Source organism: Oscillatoria sp. FACHB-1407 (assembly GCF_014697545.1).
GTDB lineage: Bacteria > Cyanobacteriota > Cyanobacteriia > Elainellales > Elainellaceae > FACHB-1407.
In genome coordinates, this window is the sequence record NZ_JACJSA010000008.1 from 213,603 (window position 1) to 234,968 (window position 21,366).

The following is a 21,366-nucleotide window of genomic DNA, read 5'->3' on the forward strand; positions in this document are numbered from 1 at the left end:
AAATGTCGAATGGTAAGTTAGCCATGCCTTCTGGTGATCTAGATTCTGAAACTGAAATAACGTCTTTGCAAGAACTGCTTGGTCTGACTAACTTGAGTAACTGCGATGGTGACACACAATCCATCATGCAGCAATTAGGAGAAATCATTGGAATGCTTGCTCAGGCAGTCGTTACGGATGCCAACCCAAGCAGATTCGATACCAATCCTACTGACCTATTTGACAGGCTGTCGCACGCTGCTCAATTGGGCAACAAATCTCTGTTCCAGAAGCTAGTAGAAGCGGAGGCACAAACTCGACACCCCAATCAACCCACTCTGCTGATGGCAGCCGTCCTGGCAGAGCGAGTTGATCTGGTTCGGGAACTGGTTGCGGCTGGAGCCGATGTTAATGTTCGCATTCAACGTTTCTTTACCTTTGATGCAATGCAGTTTGCAGCTGACCAAGAGATGTTGGAGATTGTCAAAATTTTGGCGGATGCTGGAGCCGATTTGAACTGGAATGATCCAGGTTTTCGTCCCTTAAAGAAGGCGATCGACAAGGGCAATGTCGAGATGTTGCAAATCCTGCTGGATGCAGGCGCAGAAATCACATTTGCCACTGGCTTTAATCCACTGGTAGAGGCTGCGTCGAAAACTAACACGCCAGAAATTATTCAGCTTCTGTTGAATGCAGGTTGCGACGTGAATGGCACCAATCGAGGCGGTGACACAGCTTTAGTCAATGCATGTCTACATGGATATGATGCTGTCGTTCATACTCTGTTAACGGCGGGTGCAGACGCTAACCAATCCAGAAAAGATGGGGTGTCTCCACTGCTTGCTGTCTTTTCTGCGCCTCAAATGAATCAGGCGTTGTCTAGCTGGGGGTTAGCGGGAGATGGGGCAGGCTTACTCTCTCGGATGACAACCATTGTGCAGACGTTAGTTGCAGCAGGAGCCAACCCGAATACCTGTGATTTTCAAGGAAGAACAGCGTTAATGCTAGCTGCCGAGAAGGGCTACCTGGACATTGCCACAATCTTGCTGGCAAACGGGGCAGATGTGAATGCGATCGCAGATCCGGCAAAAGGATTTATTCCTGACCTGTTGAAGGGTGTAGCAGATGCGATCGCGCAAAGTTCAGACCAAAAAACCGCTCTTTTGTATGCAACCGACAATGGGCATACAGGTATTGTGCAGGCATTGTTAGATGCAGGAGCAGACGTGGCGATCGCCGATAAACAAGGACGGACTGCGCGAGATATTGCCATTCAACAGGGCTTTACAGCGATCGTGCGATTACTGGAGCAGGCTGGTAACCAGGCTCTAGAGGATAGCCCCCAATTCACAGACGCTTTTTTGTTAGGGGCTGCTAAACAGGGAAATTTAGAGGATTTGCGATCGGCATTACAGGCAGGCGTCAGCCCCAACGCTGTGGAATTGCAGGAACGCCGCAACCCTCGCTATAAAACGGCTTTGATGTTTGCCGCAGAACGGGGACATTTGGAAGCTGTGCGAATACTGGTAGAGGCAGGAGCCGAGACGAACTTAAGCGATCGCCCCGGTAAAAAGTTGGGCAAAACTCCGTTGATGTATGCGGCTGAGGCAGGTCACGCCAATATTGTCCGGCTATTGTTGGAGGCGGGCGCAACCGTAGATGCCCAGGATAAACGGGGTGAAACGGCATTATTTCTGGCGGTTCAGCAGAATTGCGTCGAGGTGGTGCGAGTGCTGTTGGAATACGGAGCCGATCCCCACAAAAAAAGCTGGGATTGAACACCCTTTGAACATGCCACCTATGCAAATCAGGAGATTACCAAACTGATCACCTCGGCTGGTCAGGATAAGCGTGACCCGGTGAGCCATGCAGCCCGCGAGGACATGCTGCGATCGGCAGCGTTTGATGGCAATGTCGAGGTGGTTAGAGACTTGATTCAAGCGGGGGTCAATATAGATGCTGCTGAGTCGAAGGGTGGCTGGACAGCTCTCATCTATGCGGCGGCTAAAGGAGTGACAACCGTCGTACAACTGTTGTTAGCGGCAGGCGCGAATGCGAATGCTACTACCCATAAGGGTGAAACAGCCCTCTCTGAGGCTGCTTATTGGGGACATTTGCAAGTTGTCGAGTTGCTCATCTCGGCGGGTGCAGATCCGAATATCAGCGGCACAGGCAACTACACACCTCTCATGAAAGCGTTAGTCTTTGGCAGATTGGACGTTGTACAGGCTCTCATCCGAGCAAATGCCGATCTCAACATTCGCAATGAGGAAGGCAAAACAGCACTGGCGATCGCCCTGGAAAACGGTCATACGGCGATCGCTCAGCTCTTGCGCTGTCTTGGTGCGATCGAATAAACGCTCTGGATCTTCGGCTCCCTGAAAAAGCCGGAGATCGGGAGTTTCCTCCCTAACGTTTTGTCGCCGCTCCTTTGCCTTGACATAGGTTGCAACTGCCTCAGATACCTGCTCGATTGGGGCTTTTACCGCAAAGATGGCATACTCTGGATGACCTTCATGAACTTCGGTCTGAAAATCCCACATTCCCAGGGGTTGAGCAGGCACAACGAGTACATCAACTCGCTCAATATTTGCATCAACCAGATTGAGGTCGAGCGACGGGATGTAAACGCCCTGTTCCGTTAGTAAGTCGTTGACTGAGGTGAGAAGCTGTTCTCGCAGAGCGGTTGGCTCAAGACCCTTAAAGTTTAAACGTTTGCGCAGAAAAGACTCAAAGTAAACACTGTCATTGTGATACATTCGCTCTGCTCTTTCGCGATCGTCATTATTCTGCCAAACCATCCACTCAATCCATCCAGACTCATCTGCTTCCCACAGTTGAATCACCTTCCCTGCAATTTTTTGGGAGATTTGGCGACAGTCCCGTTTGAGGTTAATGGATCGCTTCAAATTCCAATACACCACTGCCCAAGGACTATTTTTGAATTGAACAATAGGCACACCCTGCAACTCCGCTAATGTTCCGGTGCTGACATGTTGCATCCAGGTTTCAACTCGAAACAGGTGTGACAACGTTTCTGCAACCTGCTCAACGGGAGATTCTACGGCAAAAATGCTGTATTTAGAACCTCTTGCTCCCATCCATTCTCGAAATTCTGACAATCCTGTTGATATAGCTGTAGTCACCTCAGTTAAGACAAGGCACTCAACAGGACAGACGCGATTAATCGCGTCTCTCTCAGCAGGGCTCAAATTCAATGTCCTAATGGTTTTGGCGATCGCTATACAACCATGGGCGATCGCTCCTAAATTCATTGCATCTAGCTCAGATCACTCTGGCTCCAATAGGAGTGTTCCCAATCGCAGGAATTGGGTTAACCTGAGTTTGAGATAAAGATTTTGATGATTGAAGCCGCAGCTACAAGCGCAAAGCTGACCTATGAAGGAGTTCACCTCTGTGAAAGTGATTGCGATACAGGACTGACCGTGACCAGGTGAGTTGCCTCATCGATCGCAACTTTTGCCAGCCCAAACTGTTCAATCACCCAGGCATTGGTCGTTAAGTGGGTACTGACTTCAGCGACTCGATATTGGCTGGGTGTGGTAGCGAGAGCAGCAGGCAACAGCAGTTGATCCGCCAAATGGACATCGACAGGCGCACCGTGGTTGTGAAATTCTAAAAGCTCTTGGGTGGCGATCGCAGCGACTTCTTCAGCAGGGAGTCCGAGTTTCCCGACTGCCCCAAAGCCTGTGCGGCTATGGTCATACTCAGCCATCAAAAAAATGCCTGTTCCGGCTCCAACTCCGCGTTCGCGTCGTGGTTGCACCTGGGCTTTGAGTTGCGCTTCGGCTAACAGATTTTCGGCTCGACTCGCCATTCGTTGAGGGATGTGGGAGGGCAATTCAGTTGCGATCGCCACTCCCTGGATCTGGCGTAAGGTTCCCCGTTCTAACAATTGAATAGAGCGGAGCGAACCAACACCACTACCGTTCCCCCTGACTTGCAAAATTAACTCACCCCCACCACGGGGATACCAACCCCACGCAGCCAGCTTCAGCGTTGCCTGCACTCCCATCTGTTGCAGCACTGGAAGGTACACCTGCTCAATATAGGGTGCGGGTGGACTCCAGGCAACGAAGGTGCCTCCCCTCAAAATGACCGTTGACTCACCCGATATTACTGCCAGAGGCAGCAAAACGGTTTGCAAAATCAGGGTGACGGCTCCGGCTGATCCAGTTCCGAGCGTTTGCGCCACATCAAAGGTATACTGTCCCGCTTGTACAGGTTGACGCGGAATGAATTCTAACTGAGTGGAACCCACGCGATCGCCCATTACTTCTGCCTGACACAGCGTTGCAGCCGCCCGAACCCCGGTTAAATGCTGAATAGCTAATCCTGGCTTTTCTCGCCCTGCTCGAATGCGATCGATGCGAATCGGTTGCCCGGTCATCGCCGCTAAACTCAGACTTGTCCGAAGGATTTGCCCTCCCCCTTCTCCATAGGAACCGTCAATGTATAGCATTTGGATTTTGGATTTTGGATTTTAGATGTTGGATTTTGGATTTTGGATTTTGGATTTTAGATGTTGGATTTGGGATGTATCAATGAAGCTGTACCAGGATTAAATGGCGTTGCTGATTGAGGATATGAAATCGCGAGCAAGATGCTCGCACTCCCTTGTGATGATCCCGATAGGGTGAGCGTCTCGCTCACGTTGGGAATTTACGTATCATTTGTCATTTCAGCAACGCCGATTAAATATCAAGAATAACCTGTGCCATCCATCCGTTATCTATTTTTTTGAGTTGAAACTGATGTAGTGTAACCGCTTTAACGTCAACTCGCTGGTGATGGCGATCGCGATCCAATAATTCTCCTTGAGTGATGGCTGTTAGATGATAAAGAGCTTCTTGTTTATCAATCTCAACTTGTTGTGCTCTCAGTAATAGCAACTCACTATCTTTGTAATAAACGAACTCTTGCAGAAAGTTAAATAGCAGTAGATCAAGTTCATCATTTTCGAGTTGAAAGGTACGAGTTTCTGTCAGGGCGATCGCCTCCAAATTATCAATCATCGTGTTGATCACCGCATCTCCTGCGGCTCTAAACACTTCCTCTAAATCATCTCCCCAGGAACGAAAGGCGATGTCAGCCGTGGCGATGTCTTCCAGAAATTCGTAGGGCATTGGAGTTGGGAATGGAGTGTGAGGTGTGAAGGAAAGGCTACAGGATACGGGGAAAAGTTAATGTCCCATTTCAACCACGGTTAACAGGTTACCTATTGCTAATGTCTCTTGCTTAATTCGCAAGATTGGAGGCGATCGCAAATCTGAGTTTGTTGCTGAGTGATCTGTTTGCCGATGAAAACGAGTTTAGTTGGAGCAGGCTCAAAGGGTTCTAAATCCCAACGACCAGCGACGAAGTTAAACAGGTGTGTTCCTTCGGGAAATTGCACAAATCCTTTGGCACGATAGACATCAGGGCTGAGAGAATCAGCGAATTCGGCAAAACGGGGGCGATCGAAAACGGCTTGAGACGTGTAGCTGAAGGATTCAAATTCTGGTTGATGGTGGTGATGCGGGGCAGGTTGCGATCGCTCTCGACCAATACCAAAGAGCAAATCGGGGTCAATTTGGCAGCGAACGGTGGGAATGATGGAGGTGACTTCATTCAGGGTATGCAGTTTGTCGGTTATGGTTGCCAATTCACTATCGGAAACGAGATCCGCTTTGTTAAGCAACAAAATATCCGCTGCTTCAATTTGAATACGACTGGTGTGTCCAACTTGGGGATACTTCACCATACCATCGGCATCCATGACGGTAATCACACCATCCAACCGCACTTGGGGCAAACTCTCTTGAATGTCGAATACCAGCGCATCCGGTTCTGCGACCCCTGTTGTTTCCACCACCAGGTAGTCCGGATCAACCGTGGTAATGATCTCATCTACAGCCGCTTCAAATTCGCCTAACAACGAGCAACAGACACAACCCCCGCCCAAGTCAGCCATCTCCACATTCTTGCCCTGGAGAATCTTCGTGTCGATCGCAATCTCCCCAAACTCATTCATCAAAATTGCGATCTTCCGGGGCATAACAGTCAGAATATGCCGTAATAGCGTCGTCTTGCCGCTTCCCAGTGGTCCTGTAATTACAGTAATTGGCGTCCGTCCTGCCATACCTCACTCCTCTAATCTCTACAAACGCGATGAATTGCGTCGCTTCCCCCATTCAAACTATCCCTTCACATTGCCGATCGGCGTTAATCGCGCCACTCGTTGACTGATACCTGCCAGTTCTGCCGCTTCAATCACCTCATCCACGTCTTTGTAGGCTCCTCCCGCCTCTTCTGCCAGTCCTGTGTTTGAAGTACTGCGAACATAGATGCCCCGTTATTGCATCTCCTTTTGCAGTTGCTGCCCCTGCCACGTTTTGCGGGCTTTGGTGCGACTCATGGTACGTCCGCTGCCATGGGCGGTGCTAAAGAAGGTTTGGTCACCAGTGGCTACACCTGTGAGCAGATAAGACCCCGTTTCCATACTGCCACCGATAATGACGGGTTGTCCCATCTCCTGATAGCGGAAGGGCAGGTCGGGCATTCCGGGTCCAAAGGCACGGGTTGCCCCTTTGCGGTGAACCAGCAGCGATCGCTCCTTGCCATCCACAACATGCGTCTCTAGCTTGGCGGTGTTGTGCGCCACGTCATAGACCATGTGCATTCCCAGATCTTCAGGCGATCGCCCAAACACCTCGGAGAACACTTCACGAATGCGGTGCAAAATCACCTGTCGATTGGCAAACGACATGTTGATGCCACATTGCATTGCAGAGAAGTATGCCTGCCCTTCAGGGGAGTGAAACGGGGCACAGGCTAATTCGCGATCGAGAATTTTGATGCCGTATTTGCTCTCCATCACCTTGAGAAAGCTTTGCAGGTAATCTGTCGCGACCTGATGCCCAAACCCGCGACTGCCACAGTGAAACATCACCACCACCTGATCGGGATGGGTGATACCCATCGCCTTCGCCAGAGCCTTATCAAAAATGTTTTCCCGTTTGGCAACCTGAATTTCTAGGTAATGGTTGCCCGACCCCAGAGTGCCGATCTGGTGAACGCCGCGATCGATCGCCTTCTCACTGATCTTGCTGGCATCGGCTCCCTTGAGGCAACCCTGTTCCTCCATCAGTTCCAGGTCTTCTTCCCAGCCAAAGCCATTGTGAATGCACCACTGCGCCCCCTGCTCCGCCACCTTGCGAAACTCGTTGCGGGTGAGTTTGACAAATCCACTACTGCCAACACCTGCCGGAACCCGCTCATACAGCTTGTCTACCAATTTTTTGATGTGCGGTTTGACCTCTTTGTATTCCAGGTTTGTCGTCACCAGACGCATCCCACAGTTGATGTCAAACCCAATACCACCCGGGGAAATCACACCGCCCTGATCGACATCCATCGCCGCCACACCCCCAATGGGAAAGCCATAACCAAAGTGACCATCGGGCATACACAGGGCATATTTGGTGATGCCGGGAAGAGTGGCAACGTTGGTGATCTGGTCGTAGACAGCATCATCCAATTCACGAATCAATTTCTCAGTGCCATAGAGCCGAGCAGGGACTCGCATTCCCGCTTTGTAAGAGACGGGAATCTCCCAAATGACATCCGAAATTTGAGTTAAGCCATCGATCGGAGCCATTACGTCACCTCATGGGCTGCGCGAAGGGCATCTTCGCGGGTGGATAGGAGTACTGGATGGGGCGATCGCACAGTATTGGGTTAAAGCCATGGGGGATTGGGCAGTGTGGGTGGGCTATCCAGGTCTTGGCGATCGCATCGAAACTGCATCCAGTGTCTACAGACCAGCCAAAAAGAACCTCCCTCTGCGGGTTCATCCATCGCTAACCCTGAGGAGGCTCACCCACACACAAAAACCGGAAGCATGACAATCACGCTTCCGGTGCCTACTTGAACGGATATAAAAACCAACAATCGGATAGACTACAGCAAGTTGCCGAAAGTCTCAAACACACCGGATTTAACGATTTCGTAAACAATGTAAGCAAACGCTGCTCCACCGATGCCACCGACCAAAAAGCTTCCAGCGAACTCGCTCCAGCCTTCGGATGTGCTGAGGGATTCGGGAGGATTGGGGGTCGTGATGGTCGCGATTGGCTTTTGAACACCAACGCCACCATAGAGGGAGAGGCAAATGGTCAGAATTACCACTAAGATGACGGCTTCAATCAGACCAACGATATCGGACACAGCCGAATTGCGGAACTGACTTGTGAAAGCGAAAGGTCCAAACAGCAGGTAACCGTGAGCCATTCCGATTTCTAATCCACGCCGTTGAGCAGAAAGACCCGCTCGATAAGCGGGCAGATTGTTAATCAAGGCTTTTGTGAAAGGAGAGGAATTAATGGGAGTAGCGAGATTGCCAATTTGTGGGTCATCTGCGGGTTTGACTACATCCAGTGTCATGCTTGGTTATCTCCAAAATTCTTTGTAACGCCTACGTAATGATTCCAGGGTAAAAAAGATCAAGATTCGCGAGGAAATTTAGATACCGTCTGCGTCTTCCCGCTCAATGTAGATGAACAACAACGCCATTGTTACAGCGGGGAAAACCCATCCGATGATAGGTACAAAAATCGAAGGCAAGAACGAGGCTGCCATAACCAAAACTTCCTATCTAAAAGAGTCGTCAGAACAGAATCTACTGCGAAATGAGAACTTTTTGCAGAATGCTAAAGATTTTTAACAAATCATCACTGTTTACGGGTCTAATGACGAGTCTCGTCTGCCTCACATTTTGATTTGAGGGTGGGTGACTGGGGGAAGTACAAGCCGTCAAAAAACCTGGAGCAGTTTTAAAGCGGTTTTGAAGCGCACTTTTTATTAATTTAGTTGCAGACACAATTTCTTTTAATCTCGTTTTCCCATTTCTTCCGACACTGGAGAACCTATGGCGCATACTCCTTTATTTCGCCTGTTAACTCGTGCGCTACAAAAAGCACAGGGGCTTAATCGGCAACACGACCCAGACGATCCCCCCCGCAGTCGCCGCCGTTGGACACGCCGACGGTTTGTCAAATCTGATAAGCTCACTGTCCCTTTCATCCGCACCCTGATTGAACTGACCATTCGCACAGAATATGGAGTTGAGCCAGAGGAGTCGTCTGCTCTGCAACTGCTGTTTAACCTTCCCAGTGTGGAGGATGAGGATGCAACCCTGCTCAGCAGTGATGAGGCATTTTTAGTCGAAGGGGGCAATAGCAAAATCATTGAGGGGCTTGCTGATGCGCTATCAGGGCAAATTCAAACCCAGAAGCGACTGACCCGGCTACAATCCAATGGTTCCGGTTTCCGTTTGACCTTCGGCAATGGCTCAACAGTCAGCGCGGACTATGTCATCCTGGCAATTCCTTTTCCGCTGTTGCGGCAGGTGAATCTGCAAGTGAATTTGCCAGCAACCCTGAGACGCTGTATTCAGGAAGTCAATCTCGGCTCTAACGAAAAGTTGTTTGCAGGCTTTCACAACAAGATCTGGCGACAGGAAAACGGCTTTGCGGGTGAAGCCTGGAGTGATTTGGGCTTTTCGGCAACCTGGGATGACACTGATCGGCAGGGCGATCGCCCCGAAGGCGTGCTGACTTTCTATTTGGGAGGCGATGAGGTAGCCGCGACTCGTACTGGACTTATTGATTGGCAGGGCAAACGATTTGTTAGCCAGATCGATCCACTCATACCGGGAATTGCAGCAGCATCCACGAATCGCTTTTTGCGCACTCGTTGGACTCAAGACAGACTCATTGGAGGGGGTTACACGACCTTTAAGCCGGGACAATACACGGAATTCAGTGAGTTTCGCTATATCGAGTCAGATGACCCAGAAGAGAGCCAGAATGTAGCAGTGGGCAATCTTGTTTTTGCCGGAGAACAGTTTAGCGACGAATTCTATGGCTTTATGAATGGCGCAGCACAAACTGGACGACTAGCGGCTCAGGTGGTTCTCAATGCCGTTCTCGTGTGAATGGTGACCGGGAGAGGTGAAGCCTTATAACAATAAGCTCTGTCACTCTACCCGTGTCTCTCAATCAATGCACTCATCCCAACAGAGTGCTGCTGTAACGTTCTGATTTGAGTCGTGAATAGATAAGGGATTTAATTTCTGGTGTTGCTGATCCAATCTATGCATTTTGTAGGGACATTTCGCGAAACGCCTCTACAACGATGATCAGTTATCGAGAATCATATCTGGCTTCAGCAACGCCTTATCTCCTTCACTTCAGCTTTCATTTCATATAGCCGTAGCCACTTGGGGTTAGGCAGGGGTGGAACCCCTGGCTGAAGGCGCAGCCCCCACATCCCTCTGCTCTAGATGAAGTGGCGATAGCTATACATCATGGAGAACTGCTGTATCTCAGTCCAGTTTTCTTGTTCGCCCGGACTTTCGTTGGCGTAGGTTTGCACAAGCGTTTAACCCGATTTATTCTTCTTTTCTCAAAGGTTACCAAGATGTTTCCATACACGTTTCGTTCACTTTTGTTTGTGACAACATTGCTCTTAACGTTCGGTGTTGTTGACACTTCAATCACTCCATCCCAAGTGGCGATCGCTCACGATCACGCTGATCAAACAACTCAAACTGAACATGCCACTGAATACGCTGTTGTTCCCTTGTTTAACAACTTGGGAAATTATCGGCATCCCATCTCAACTCGCAATGTGTTGACTCAACGCTACTTTGATCAGGGTTTAATGTTAGCTTACGGGTTCAATCATGCTGAGGCATTTCGCTCTTTTGAAAAAGCCGCCGAACTCGACCCTACCTGTGCGATGTGTTACTGGGGCATGGCGTATGTGTTAGGTCCAAACATCAACGCCGCTATGGAAGAGGGAGCCATTCCCACTGCCTGGGAAGCGATTCAAAAGGCGATCGCCCTGAGGGAGTACGCCAGTCCTCAGGAGCAGGCTTACATCACCGCCATGGCACAACGTTATAGCCCAGACCCCGATGCAGATCGTTCAGCACTCAACCAGGCTTATGTCGCTGCCATGCGGCAGGTAGCACACCAGTATCCTGATGATCCGGATGCCCAAACCCTATTCGCAGAAGCGTTAATGGACACGACCCCCTGGGACTATTGGCAAGAAAACGGCGAACCTAAACCCGAAGGAGCGGAGATCATCTCCACACTGGAATCAGTGTTGGCAAACCACCCCAACCATGCGGGGGCATTACATCTCTACATCCATGCGGTTGAGGCAGAGCGTCCCGAACTGGCGGTTGAGGCAGCCGATCGCCTGCGCGCGCTCAATATCAATACAGCTCACTTGTTGCATATGCCGGGACACATTTACATTCGGGTCGGACGCTACCAGGATGCGGTGATTGCCAATCAACAAGCGGCAGCAGCGGATGCTCGCTATGTCCACCAACACAACCCAGAAGGCTTGTATACCATCGCTTATATGCCACATAACCAGCACTTTATGTGGTTTGCAGCAGTCATGGCAGGTCAACAGGATGTGGCACTTGAAGCCGCTGAAGCTACGGCAAAATTGGCGGATCAATCCTTAATTCGAGAGCCAGGGTATGGCACACTGCAACACTATTCCATGATTCCCCTCTACACGCAGGTCAAGTTTGGCATGTGGGATGAGATCCTTTCGGAGCCTGCCCCTGCGGCAGATCTGGTCTATCCAACGGGGGTCTGGTACTTTGCGCGGGGTATGGCATACGCTGCAAAAGGTCAACTCTCGCTTGCGGCTCAAGAACTGGAAGGACTGCGAGCGATCGCCGCTAGCCCTGCCTTAGAAGGAGTCACTATCTGGGACATCAACACCACTCGCCATCTCCTGGAGATTGCCACGGAGGTGTTAGCAGGTGAAATCGCGGCTAAACAGGGCAACTACGAACAGGCGATCGCCCACTTGCAACAGGGGGTAGACCTGGAGGATGCCCTCCGCTACGACGAACCCTCACCCTGGTATTCTCCTGTGCGGCAGTCGTTGGGTAACGTATTGCTACAAGCGGGACGCTATGCCGAAGCGGAGCAGACCTACCGGGATGATCTCGCCACCTATCCCAACAATGGCTGGTCGCTGTATGGGTTAGCTCAGAGTGTGCAAGCACAAGGTAGAACCGACGAAGCCCAAGCCATTCGAGCGCAGTTTGAGGAAGCCTGGCGACATGCAGATGTAACACTCACGGCATCTCGTTTCTAAGTACTATAGCAACCCTAAATGATTTGTGAAAGTGCCCGCCCGATGGGCGGGCACTTTCACAAATCACCTTTTTCACAAATCAGATAGGACTGCTATATTATTCACAGATAGGGTTTGGAAATAAAACCAGGGGTGTGGGCTGTGCCCCCAGCCAGGGGTTCCACCCCTGCACCCCATTCCACCTTTATTTATGACGAGTTGTACTCAGGATTGTGGATTTATAGCTGTAGCCACATTCGATATCTCTCTTACTGCACAGATTTGGCAATAGCAAACCTCTCCAGTCAACAACCGTGTGTTAGTTAACGTGAATTGGTAGTGTTTCAGATCTGTTGCTTCTAACCCCCGGCTGTCGCCGTCCCTCTTACCAAGGGGGACTATAGGGGGTCTTACAGAGGTTATCAACAGGTTTGGAACACCACCCACAATTCTTCCCTCCCTCCAGGGCACTACCCGCTCTAAAAGCCGGAGTTTCTGAGTAAACTCTGGCTTTTTGCCGTGAGGCTCTTTCTTCAGGGTGATGGATTGTTAGGCAGGAATCATAAAAATGGCGGTGTGAAGACATTGAAATAAACGTGTTTCTGGCGTTTGCCAAGCACCTTAAAGGAAGAAAAATTATGGTAGCCACTCAACAGAAAAGAGCGATCGGCGTGTTTCCCGATCGCGACAGTACTGAAGCCGCTTTAAATCAACTCAATGATTCTGGTTTTCCAAAAGAGCACATCTCTTTAATTGCACGAGATGTTGATAAGTCAGGTGAGGAAATCAGCGGACAAGAGGTTAGCACTGAGATTGGGGATAAAAAAGTTCGCAGCACAACGGGCATGGTCGAAGATGTCACTGCCATGAGTGCAACAGGCTTTGTCATGTTGGGGTTGACGAGTTTAGCCCTACCTGGATTGGGTGTAATTTTAGCTGCTGGTAGCCTGGGTGCTGCTCTAGCCGCAGGGGTTGCCAGTACAGGAGCAGCTGCAATTTCATCTAACAATTTGGTGAAAGCGTTAATTGAATATGGAGTACCCGATACACAGGCAGGTGTGTATAGCGATCGCCTGCAATAAGGAAATTATGTCGTAACGTTAGAAGGCACTGAGAACGAAATTCAACAAGCTGAAGGTGTTTTAAGAGAACAGGGCGTTGAAGATCTACTAGTTTATTAAACCTACTTCAAAAGCTGAAGAAAAGCATGAAACACAACTTTGTTTTGCCATAGCTGTGTTTCATGCAAAGGCACGGATAGTGTCATCAAACAAGAGTGGATATAGGAGCAATACTGACCGACGTTGTAGCTGGCATTAGGCTATTAACTGCTGTAACAGTAGTGCGTACTGCACTTCCGAGGGTATATTCCACTTCGAGTACAGGACGGAACATAATCTCACTCGCTTCCGATGAGTAAAGCTCAATTCCATCATCGTTACCACTAATACGCTCAGAGATAATTCCCAACCCGTAATTTGCTTCACCATTTGCCCAACGCTGCACAGCACGAGTGACGTTGAGATTTCGCACAGTCAACCCATTGGGGTCATTATCACCAGAGAAGGTGTTAATTAACTCATCATAGTCGCTGTTAACGTTAAGTCCGCTGCTGAGTGAATCCCAGGTTGAGCTTTCACTCCAGGATCGCCGCATGAAGTACAGGCGAAAATCAGGATCATACAGTGGGTTATCAATATCATCTTTGACAGTGAGCTTGAGGTTGGCACGAACAATGATTGCACCACGCGGAATTCTACCCAGAGCCGCATCACCAATGATATTGTCAAACCGCAACAGAGCTTGTCCCTGGCGATCGCTAAAAACACTATTGTTTACATCATCATCCACGATCAAACCACTCCCGTTGCCATAGCTGGAACCTCTGGAAGCCTCACTAATCCAGGTATCCTGTGTTCCCTGATAGCCACTCACTCCATTTTGGAAGTAGACTGTTGGGTTAACCGCTCGATACTGGTCAAAGTCAACGGTTAAGCTAAATTGGCTATCGGCATCCGTCAAATACTGGTTTAACACAGGGGAATAGCTCGTGACGTTGATGCGATCGCCTCCCGTATCAAACTCCATCAACCGCAAAAAGCCATTACCACCATTGGGTTGATCTGTGAAATCTGCCATCACCTCATGGACAGGCAAACCAAATCGGTTCACACTTGTCTGATTAAACTCTTCGGCATCATGACCAGAGTTTACTAAGAAAATATTACGGTTCGCTGCAACAAAGTGATTAAAGAAATCCTCTGCATACACACCATTGGGGTTATATAGAATCTCTGGAGTGGTTGTATACCAGGCATTGGGAATGCGTCCTGACTCAAATTGACGAGTAAACAAGTAGGTTGGCTCACTCAATTCATACTCATCTGAATCTTGAATATAACGATGCGTTGTCACCATGACAGGTTTATCACGGTGCTGATTAATCACTCCCTGTGCCCATGCCAGTTCAGCATGAGGGGTTTCTAACCCAATGTGCAGTGATAAAAAGGTTCGCCCACCTCCGTTAAAGAAGTGATAGCTGCTAGTTCCAGAAGGAGAAGACCCTCCATACCAATTTTTACCCTGATACCATTGGGGCCCAAAATTGGCGACGAAATTACGGTTGTCATAGTTATAAATGCCCGGTATTCGTACACCAAAGGGTAACGAGTCGTGATTGCCTTCAGTAATCCCATGAGGAACATTAGCTTGTCGTAGAATATCGAGAGCAGCGACCGCTCTAGCGTATTCGGTCGTGGATGCAGCATTCGTACCGTTTTCAACGACATCTCCATAATGAGAGACAAACTGAATGTTGAGAGCAGCTTGATGCGCAGCAATCCACTCGGTTTGAGCATTAAAGAGTTGAGGATTGCTTTCGCTGTACTTTTGAGTATCGGGTAGACCAACAACAAAAAATTTTCCGAGAGTCATGATAGATGCTTTCAGGTGAAGTTAATTTGACAAAGTGCAAGCTAAAGAGTCTGTTGGCACTGCAATACAACAGCATTCACCAAGAAGGGATGAAAGCCTCAATAATCCTAGTACAGGGAGGTTATCGAGAAAGGATAATGAGGTTATGAAGCGTTAAAATCACTATTCAGCAATAAACCTTTGCAAAAATCAACTCTGCATTGAATTTGCCTGTATTCTTGCATTAATACATCAAAATAACTTCTTGAAGTATAACTAACATGGTCGGCATCTTCATATCTTACTCTCGCAAAGATACTGCTTTTGTTAAAGCACTTTATGAGGCACTTGTTCGCTTAGATAGAGACCCTTGGATTGATTGGCAAGATATTCCACCTAGTGCGGATTGGCTGACAGAGATTTATGGAGCTGTCGAAGCAGCTGATACATTTGCATTTATTATTAGCCCAAATTCAGTTACGTCAGAAGTATGTGGCTTAGAAATTGCACACGCAGTTAAGCACAACAAACGCCTTCTACCAATCGTGCGGTGTGAAGCTGATGCCAAAGCTATCCCTCCAGCTCTAAGTGCTCTTAACTGGATTTTCTTTCGTGAGCAGGACGACTTTGAGACGAGCTTGCAGAAATTAATCAAAGCGATGGATCTGGATTTGGAATACGTGCGTGCTCATACTCGTTTGCTATTACGTGCAAATGAATGGGATAGGAAGGAACGAGACACAAGCCTTTCCTTACGTGGAAGTGATTTGGAAGATGCAGAGGAATGGCTTGCACAAGGAGCTAACAAAGATCCAAGACCAACCGAGCTTCAAGCTCAATTTATTATCGCAAGCCAACAATTTGAACGACAAGAAGCTCAACGTTGGAAAGAGCTATACGAAGAAGCTCAACGAGAACGTAAACGCGCGGAAATTGCTGAGGTAGAAGCTTTAAATGCTCTATCTGAAGCTCTTATTCTTGCTCGTGACCAACTTGGAGCTCTAGTTTCTATCGTCAAAGCTACTAAACAAGCGTATGAAGCTAAAGTACCTGAAACCCTCATGCATCGAGTTTTTCTAAAGTTTCAGCACATCCTCGCTAGCATGCAAGAGCGAAACCGTTTTGAAGGACATCACCACGATGTAATCGATGTTTGCTTTAGTTTAGATAACCGAGTCCTCGCCACAGCTGATGCTGATGGAGCAATAAAGATTTGGCGTACTGATGGTGCTTTAATTAAAACTCTAAAAGATGAGAATGTTACTTGTATTTGTTTTAGTCCAGATTGTCAGACTCTTGTATCAGGGACTACAAATGGATTAATCAGCTTTTGGTTGTTAAACGGTAAAAGGTTTAAGAGCTTTCAAGGACATGAAACTAAAATTACTGATTTAAGCTTCAGTCCTGATGGTCATACATTAGCATCAGCTAGTGCAGACACCACTATAAAGTTATGGGGACTTCATGGTAACTTACTCAAAGTTTTAGAAGGGCATCAGGAGTGGATTAGTAGCATTTGCTTTCATCCAGATGGTCAGACTCTTATCTCTGGAAGTGCAGATAAAACAGTTTGTTTTTGGAGCCTTGATGGTACACTACTGAGGCAAATTAATGCTCATCAATCCTGGGTAACTGATGTTAGTATGAGCCCGGATGGTAAACTCCTCGCTTCAGCAAGTGCTGATAATACAGTTCGACTATGGACTAATAATAGAGAGTTTAGGGCATTGAAAGGACATCAAGGCTGGGTAACGTGCGTCAAGTTTAGTTCAGATGGGATGACTATTGCATCTGCTAGTGTTGATAATACTGTAAAACTTTGGGATTTCAACGGTAAACTTATTCAAACATTTCGAGGACACAGAAATTGGGTAACAAGCCTAAGTTTTAGCTCGGATGGGCAAGTTTTGGCATCAGCTAGTGCGGACCGTACTGTAAAGTTGTGGTATGTCGGTCAAGAGAAGCGCATCTTAGAAGCTCACAGTGCAGGAATTAGTTGTATCGATGTATCCAGCACACAGATTCTTGCCTCTAGTGGCACTGATAGAGTAATTAGATTATGGCAGTTGAATGGAATCTGTATTAGAAGCTTTAAAACTTACAGTCCCAGAACAACGAGTATCTGTTTTCATCCCAACGGTCAAATTTTAGCTTCAGCCAGTGCAGATGCAAAAATCAAATTATGGCAATTAGATGGCACTTTGATTAATACTTTTCAAGGACATACAAATGATGTTAATAGTATTAGCTTCAGTTCGGATGGGCAATTTCTTATATCCGGCAGTAGCGATAAGACAATAAATATTTGGACAACTGAAGGTAAGTTAATTAGAACTTTACAAGGTTACTCAGGTAGAGTCACCAGTGTTCGTTTTAGCCCCAAGGGTCATTTCTTTGCATCTACTGGTTTCGATGGCAGCATTAAGCTCTGGAACTTAGACGGTTCTCCATTGAGAAGTTGGAAAGCTCATAGTTCCGAGATTCATAACATATTTTTCAATCTAGGTTGTAATCAACTGGGTTCAGTTGGTGCGGATAATATTTGTAAAATTTGGGATTTAGAGGGCAACCTGATTAAGGTATTTGATGAACATACGAACGAAGTATTAGCTGGTTGTTTTAGCCCAAATCAGAATACTGTCGCGACAGCAAGTTTAGATAAAACTATTAAGCTATGGCGACTGGATAATGATGAAACAAGAACATTTAAGGGACATACTGCTGGCATCACAAGTTTATGTTTCCATCCAGATGGAAGCTTATTGTTTAGTGGAAGTACAGATAAAACAGTCCGGATTTGGCAAATTCAAGAGCAAGAAAAAACTAAAGAGGATAACCCTTTATATTCCAAGTACTTGTCCGAACAAACATTGAACGATTTATTATCTCAATCCTGCGATTGGTTAAAGGATTATTTGAAGAACAATTCTAGCGTCAAAGAAGAGGATCGATATTTGTGTGACAAACTCCTCAGTAGAGATAGTAGAGCCTTACACTAATCATTTCCGAAATACATTGATTTGTTTTGTTTCTCACATCTTATACAAATAGCTCCACATCAAACCAATGACAACTTCAGGGGTTTCCAAATGAGGTAAAACTCCTGTGTTAGCGATCGCATAAAGTGCCTCAATTGCCGTTGGGTTAATCTGTCCCAACCGTTTACCAATCTCCACAGAACTAAATCGGGCAGCTTCGCCCCAAAAGAAGGCAGTCGGGGTTTTCAAGCGGTCGATGTAGAGCGACAAATCAAAACACAGATCACCGCGCAGAGATGCCAGTGCAGCATATTCCGCATTGGGTTGTAGTGCGGAAGCGAGGTATGCTTCTACGATTTCATTCGTCAGGCGCGATCGCTCAGCAAACAAAAATTGTTGCAAAAAATTCCGCACCGCCAATTCGTTAGCCGCCCCTAATGTGTACAACAGGCGATCGATCACGGGAGTTCCTGCCAGTTGAGCCGCAATGTTCCTGCCGTAGTCTAAGCCAAACTCGTTGTAACCAGAGGGACTTACTAACAATAATCGTTGAAACAGGTCGGGACGTTGAATTGCAAGGCGAATCACCAACCCTGCGGTGAGAGAAGAGGCACAGACGATCACCGGGGCACTGGCACTTTGCTCAATTAACTCAGTAATCACCGTGAAGTAGGCTTCAGGGCGGTACTCTTTAGCAGGGTGATCTGACTGTCCCCAACCGATTAAGTCAGGCGCGATGACTCGATAATCTGACGCAAACGCAGGATACACTTTTGACCATTCATAGGCTGAGGAACCTCCGCCGAGGCTGTGGAGAAAAATCATGGTGGGTCGCTGTTCATCCACATCCCAGGGAGTAGCAACAGGTGTGTAGTAGACCATTGCGCCCAATGAGGTTTCAATATCGCGCTGTCCAAAGCCAATCGGTTGAAATTGCAGCATGGCTCCCCGATCTAAATTCCCTTTTCAAGGCTACACAGTTTTGAGCGATCGCGCACGAGGAATGTCTGACAAAGCCCCTCTCAGCCTTGATTTGCCAACAAAATTCTTTAGATTGGTACGAGATGAGACGCTTCACCCAGGACATGGGTTCACCCAAATGGAGGATGTCCCACTGCCGCATCTTTGAAGACATTCAAAGTGTATTGTCTACGATTATTCCATCACTCGCATGAAGCTCACGGCGCGTCGCTAACCCAACTTCCACTCTTCATTCCTGCATGGAGAAGGAGCAGATTTCATCGTTAGCGACTTCCTGAATTGCGTTCCAGTCCAACGCCACAACAGGGCTGATGAAGTTATCAGGACAGAGCCATCATGCAACAAAAATCGGTCTTACATGCCAGTTGTTTGGCATATGAATTGTCTGCTACAAAAACGCTATTTCATGATCTTTCCCTCAACATTCAACCAGGCGATCGCATTGGTCTAGTCGGTGTCAATGGAGTCGGTAAGTCCACATTACTCAAACTATTGGCGCGACAACTGCAACCCACATCAGGAACGATCACGAGTACAGGCACGATTCACTATCTACCCCAAATTAGCCAGGTGCAGCGTGCGATCGCCCCACAAACGGTGCTGGGATTTCTGAGTAACGCGATCGAAGAGTGGTGGGTTGTTACTCAGTGGCTAGAGGAACGGTTCGATACAGTGCTCGATTTGGAGCAATCCATCAACAACTTGAGTGGCGGTGAGTTCACTCGTCTAATGTTGGCGATCGCGCTGGCTCAACAACCCGATGTATTGCTGTTAGACGAACCCACAAATCACCTCGATTTTTGGGCATTACACCAACTGCAAACGCAGTTGCAGACCTTTCCAGAGGCGTTTGTTATCGTCTCCCACAAGCCATTCTTTTTAGATCAGGTGGTCAATACCATCTGGGAACTGACCCCAACCGAGTTAAAGGTTTACGGTGGCAATCACACGTTTTACCAGACGAAGAAGGAGAGCGATCGCCAGGCCGCCATTAGAACTCATGAAACCGCTCAAAAGGAGCTAAAACAGGCAAAAGCAGCTTTGCAAGCTGAACTCACCCGCGCCACACGTTCACAGCGAGACGGACATCGACACGCGATCGCCAGTGGTATGGGCAAAATGGCACGCGACTATTATGCCAACCGTGCCTCATCGAATGCAGGAGCTACAAAACTCAAGCATCAAGCGGCAGTGGCTCAAGCAACCCAGGCTGTCGAAGCGACTAAACAATTTGTTCCAAAGGCGACGCAAGTTGTGCTCCGAGAAGCCAGTCCCAAACGCAGAACATTAGTTGAGTTGCAAAACACTCGGCTTTTGCGCGAAGACCGTTGCCTGATCGAATCGGCGACACTCACTCTCAAAACAGGCGATCGCCTCGCTATTCTGGGAGCAAACGGCTCTGGAAAATCCAGCTTGATTCAGGCAATTCTGGGGACAGAGACGGGGAACACATCCGCTCGATTAGTCGGTGAATGGGTACAAACGGCTAACCCGATGCGGGTGGTTTATCTCGACCAGTCCTACGCTCTTATCGATCGTCACCAGACTCTGTTAGAGAACATGCGATCTGCCAATCCTGACCTGGACTATCAGGTATTGCGGCAACAATTGGGGCACTTCTTGTTCTTTGAAGATGCCATCCACAAACCTGCTGCGGTGCTCAGTGGAGGTGAACTGGCACGACTGGCGATCGCCCTGATCAGCATCTCAACGATTGACCTGTTAGTGCTGGATGAGCCAACCAATAATTTGGATTGGGACACCGTACAACAGATGGTTACAGGATTAAATCGGTTTGAAGGGGCGATGTGGATCATCTCCCATGACCTGGAGTTTCTCAGTCAGGTGAGCGTGACTCAGGCTTACACCCTACAAAACTGCACCCTACACGCGATGCATCACTTACCCAACGAGCCGGATGCGTTCTACCAGGAGGTGTTGCAATTGACCAATTAAACGCCATAGAGGCGAAACCTCCAAGCAGAACTTCTAGCTCTGCTACCCGAATGCTTTGCCCTTACGAATAGAGGTTCTGAAGAGATTCAGTCCGCAGGCGGTGGAACGGGTAACCCTAACCCAGTGTTACCCATCCGATTTTCAAGGGTACGATCCTCATCCGCGTTATTATCCACCGCATAATCATCGGCTGAGGGATGATCGGGCTGGGTTTCAGTTCCTTGCTGTTGCTCAAGCCGCTCACGCACTGCTGCTTGGTCATCCCTCGATTGAAGCTCGTCTGGGTTTGGCGTCACAAACGGAGGATTTGGATTGCTAGAAGGTTGATCAACTGACATAAATAAACACTTCAATAAAGTCTGGAAATGGCTTTATTTCTAGTATT

Annotated in this window: 16 protein-coding genes and 1 pseudogene; 8 read left to right on the forward strand and 9 right to left on the reverse strand. The window is 48.2% G+C overall.

Annotated features, from left to right (window positions below; translation table 11 throughout):
- Nucleotides 1-23 precede the first annotated feature (23 nt).
- A complete protein-coding gene (locus H6G89_RS15525) occupies nt 24-1,757 on the forward strand; it encodes an ankyrin repeat domain-containing protein (protein ID WP_190507872.1) in 1,734 nt (577 codons plus the stop codon).
- Between the two features lie 81 nt (nt 1,758-1,838).
- On the forward strand, nt 1,839-2,336 hold the full coding sequence (locus H6G89_RS15530) for an ankyrin repeat domain-containing protein (RefSeq protein ID WP_190507874.1): 498 nt from the start codon (nt 1,839-1,841) through the stop codon (nt 2,334-2,336).
- 1,052 nt (nt 2,337-3,388) lie between these two features.
- Here the strand turns inward: H6G89_RS15530 and rtcA are convergent.
- The 6 genes and pseudogenes from rtcA to psaI all read right to left on the reverse strand — a co-directional run bounded on the left by rtcA (nt 3,389) and on the right by psaI (nt 8,619).
- Nucleotides 3,389-4,462, reverse strand: a complete 1,074-nt coding sequence (gene rtcA / locus H6G89_RS15535) for an RNA 3'-terminal phosphate cyclase (protein ID WP_190507876.1) — start codon at nt 4,460-4,462, stop codon at nt 3,389-3,391.
- Nucleotides 4,463-4,694: 232 nt separating this feature from the next.
- Nucleotides 4,695-5,126, reverse strand: a complete 432-nt coding sequence (locus tag H6G89_RS15540; protein WP_190507877.1) for an archease — start codon at nt 5,124-5,126, stop codon at nt 4,695-4,697.
- Nucleotides 5,127-5,224: 98 nt separating this feature from the next.
- Entirely contained in the window at nt 5,225-6,121 is an 897-nt protein-coding gene (locus H6G89_RS15545) for a CobW family GTP-binding protein (protein WP_190507879.1), read from the reverse strand.
- Between the two features lie 57 nt (nt 6,122-6,178).
- Nucleotides 6,179-7,639, reverse strand: a pseudogene (locus H6G89_RS15550) (RtcB family protein).
- A 302-nt stretch (nt 7,640-7,941) separates the two neighbouring features.
- Nucleotides 7,942-8,424: a photosystem I reaction center subunit XI gene (locus H6G89_RS15555; protein ID WP_190507882.1), complete on the reverse strand. Its 483-nt coding sequence runs from the start codon at nt 8,422-8,424 to the stop codon at nt 7,942-7,944.
- A gap of 78 nt (nt 8,425-8,502) precedes the next feature.
- Nucleotides 8,503-8,619: a photosystem I reaction center subunit VIII gene (gene psaI, locus H6G89_RS15560; protein ID WP_190507896.1), complete on the reverse strand. Its 117-nt coding sequence runs from the start codon at nt 8,617-8,619 to the stop codon at nt 8,503-8,505.
- A gap of 289 nt (nt 8,620-8,908) precedes the next feature.
- Between psaI and H6G89_RS15565 the strand changes: the two genes are divergently transcribed.
- The 3 genes from H6G89_RS15565 (at nt 8,909) to H6G89_RS15575 (ending at nt 13,235) form a co-directional block, all read left to right on the forward strand.
- Nucleotides 8,909-9,976, forward strand: coding sequence for a flavin monoamine oxidase family protein (locus tag H6G89_RS15565; RefSeq protein WP_190507899.1), 1,068 nt, complete (start codon nt 8,909-8,911; stop codon nt 9,974-9,976).
- A 518-nt stretch (nt 9,977-10,494) separates the two neighbouring features.
- On the forward strand, nt 10,495-12,174 hold the full coding sequence (locus H6G89_RS15570) for a tetratricopeptide repeat protein (RefSeq protein ID WP_309229912.1): 1,680 nt from the start codon (nt 10,495-10,497) through the stop codon (nt 12,172-12,174).
- A 617-nt stretch (nt 12,175-12,791) separates the two neighbouring features.
- The gene (locus H6G89_RS15575; RefSeq protein WP_199336736.1) at nt 12,792-13,235 is read left to right on the forward strand and encodes a hypothetical protein; all 444 of its coding nucleotides are present in this window, start codon (nt 12,792-12,794) and stop codon (nt 13,233-13,235) included.
- A 184-nt stretch (nt 13,236-13,419) separates the two neighbouring features.
- Here H6G89_RS15575 and H6G89_RS15580 read toward each other — a convergent pair whose 3' ends face one another.
- On the reverse strand, nt 13,420-15,087 hold the full coding sequence (locus tag H6G89_RS15580) for a DNRLRE domain-containing protein (RefSeq protein ID WP_190507902.1): 1,668 nt from the start codon (nt 15,085-15,087) through the stop codon (nt 13,420-13,422).
- Between the two features lie 260 nt (nt 15,088-15,347).
- Between H6G89_RS15580 and H6G89_RS15585 the strand changes: the two genes are divergently transcribed.
- Nucleotides 15,348-18,065: a TIR domain-containing protein gene (locus H6G89_RS15585; RefSeq protein ID WP_190507905.1), complete on the forward strand. Its 2,718-nt coding sequence runs from the start codon at nt 15,348-15,350 to the stop codon at nt 18,063-18,065.
- Between the two features lie 33 nt (nt 18,066-18,098).
- Here H6G89_RS15585 and H6G89_RS15590 read toward each other — a convergent pair whose 3' ends face one another.
- Entirely contained in the window at nt 18,099-18,986 is an 888-nt protein-coding gene (locus tag H6G89_RS15590) for an alpha/beta fold hydrolase (protein WP_190507906.1), read from the reverse strand.
- Here H6G89_RS15590 and H6G89_RS15595 point away from each other — a divergent pair.
- Both H6G89_RS15595 and abc-f read left to right on the forward strand, forming a co-directional pair.
- Nucleotides 18,985-19,173 carry a hypothetical protein gene (locus H6G89_RS15595; RefSeq protein ID WP_190507907.1) on the forward strand — a complete coding sequence of 63 codons (189 nt, stop codon included), beginning with the start codon at nt 18,985-18,987 and terminating at the stop codon, nt 19,171-19,173. The two genes, H6G89_RS15590 and H6G89_RS15595, sit on opposite strands and share 2 nt — an antisense overlap.
- A gap of 188 nt (nt 19,174-19,361) precedes the next feature.
- Nucleotides 19,362-20,981, forward strand: coding sequence for a ribosomal protection-like ABC-F family protein (abc-f, locus tag H6G89_RS15600; protein WP_190507908.1), 1,620 nt, complete (start codon nt 19,362-19,364; stop codon nt 20,979-20,981).
- 86 nt (nt 20,982-21,067) lie between these two features.
- On the opposite strand, the gene H6G89_RS15605 is transcribed toward abc-f, so the two are convergent.
- Nucleotides 21,068-21,319, reverse strand: coding sequence for a hypothetical protein (locus H6G89_RS15605; protein WP_190507909.1), 252 nt, complete (start codon nt 21,317-21,319; stop codon nt 21,068-21,070).
- Nucleotides 21,320-21,366 lie beyond the last annotated feature (47 nt).

Excerpts from the sequence above, each read along its gene's own strand:
- H6G89_RS15525 (WP_190507872.1), top strand. The coding sequence starts at position 24 with ATGCCTTCTGGTGATCTAGATTCTGAAACTGAAATAACGTCTTTGCAA.
- rtcA (WP_190507876.1), bottom strand. The coding sequence starts at position 4,462 with ATGCTATACATTGACGGTTCCTATGGAGAAGGGGGAGGGCAAATCCTT.
- H6G89_RS15540 (WP_190507877.1), bottom strand. The coding sequence starts at position 5,126 with ATGCCCTACGAATTTCTGGAAGACATCGCCACGGCTGACATCGCCTTT.
- H6G89_RS15545 (WP_190507879.1), bottom strand. The coding sequence starts at position 6,121 with ATGGCAGGACGGACGCCAATTACTGTAATTACAGGACCACTGGGAAGC.
- H6G89_RS15555 (WP_190507882.1), bottom strand. The coding sequence starts at position 8,424 with ATGACACTGGATGTAGTCAAACCCGCAGATGACCCACAAATTGGCAAT.
- psaI (WP_190507896.1), bottom strand. The coding sequence starts at position 8,619 with ATGGCAGCCTCGTTCTTGCCTTCGATTTTTGTACCTATCATCGGATGG.
- H6G89_RS15565 (WP_190507899.1), top strand. The coding sequence starts at position 8,909 with ATGGCGCATACTCCTTTATTTCGCCTGTTAACTCGTGCGCTACAAAAA.
- H6G89_RS15575 (WP_199336736.1), top strand. The coding sequence starts at position 12,792 with ATGGTAGCCACTCAACAGAAAAGAGCGATCGGCGTGTTTCCCGATCGC.
- H6G89_RS15580 (WP_190507902.1), bottom strand. The coding sequence starts at position 15,087 with ATGACTCTCGGAAAATTTTTTGTTGTTGGTCTACCCGATACTCAAAAG.
- H6G89_RS15585 (WP_190507905.1), top strand. The coding sequence starts at position 15,348 with ATGGTCGGCATCTTCATATCTTACTCTCGCAAAGATACTGCTTTTGTT.
- H6G89_RS15595 (WP_190507907.1), top strand. The coding sequence starts at position 18,985 with ATGGCTCCCCGATCTAAATTCCCTTTTCAAGGCTACACAGTTTTGAGC.
- H6G89_RS15590 (WP_190507906.1), bottom strand. The coding sequence starts at position 18,986 with ATGCTGCAATTTCAACCGATTGGCTTTGGACAGCGCGATATTGAAACC.
- abc-f (WP_190507908.1), top strand. The coding sequence starts at position 19,362 with ATGCAACAAAAATCGGTCTTACATGCCAGTTGTTTGGCATATGAATTG.
- H6G89_RS15605 (WP_190507909.1), bottom strand. The coding sequence starts at position 21,319 with ATGTCAGTTGATCAACCTTCTAGCAATCCAAATCCTCCGTTTGTGACG.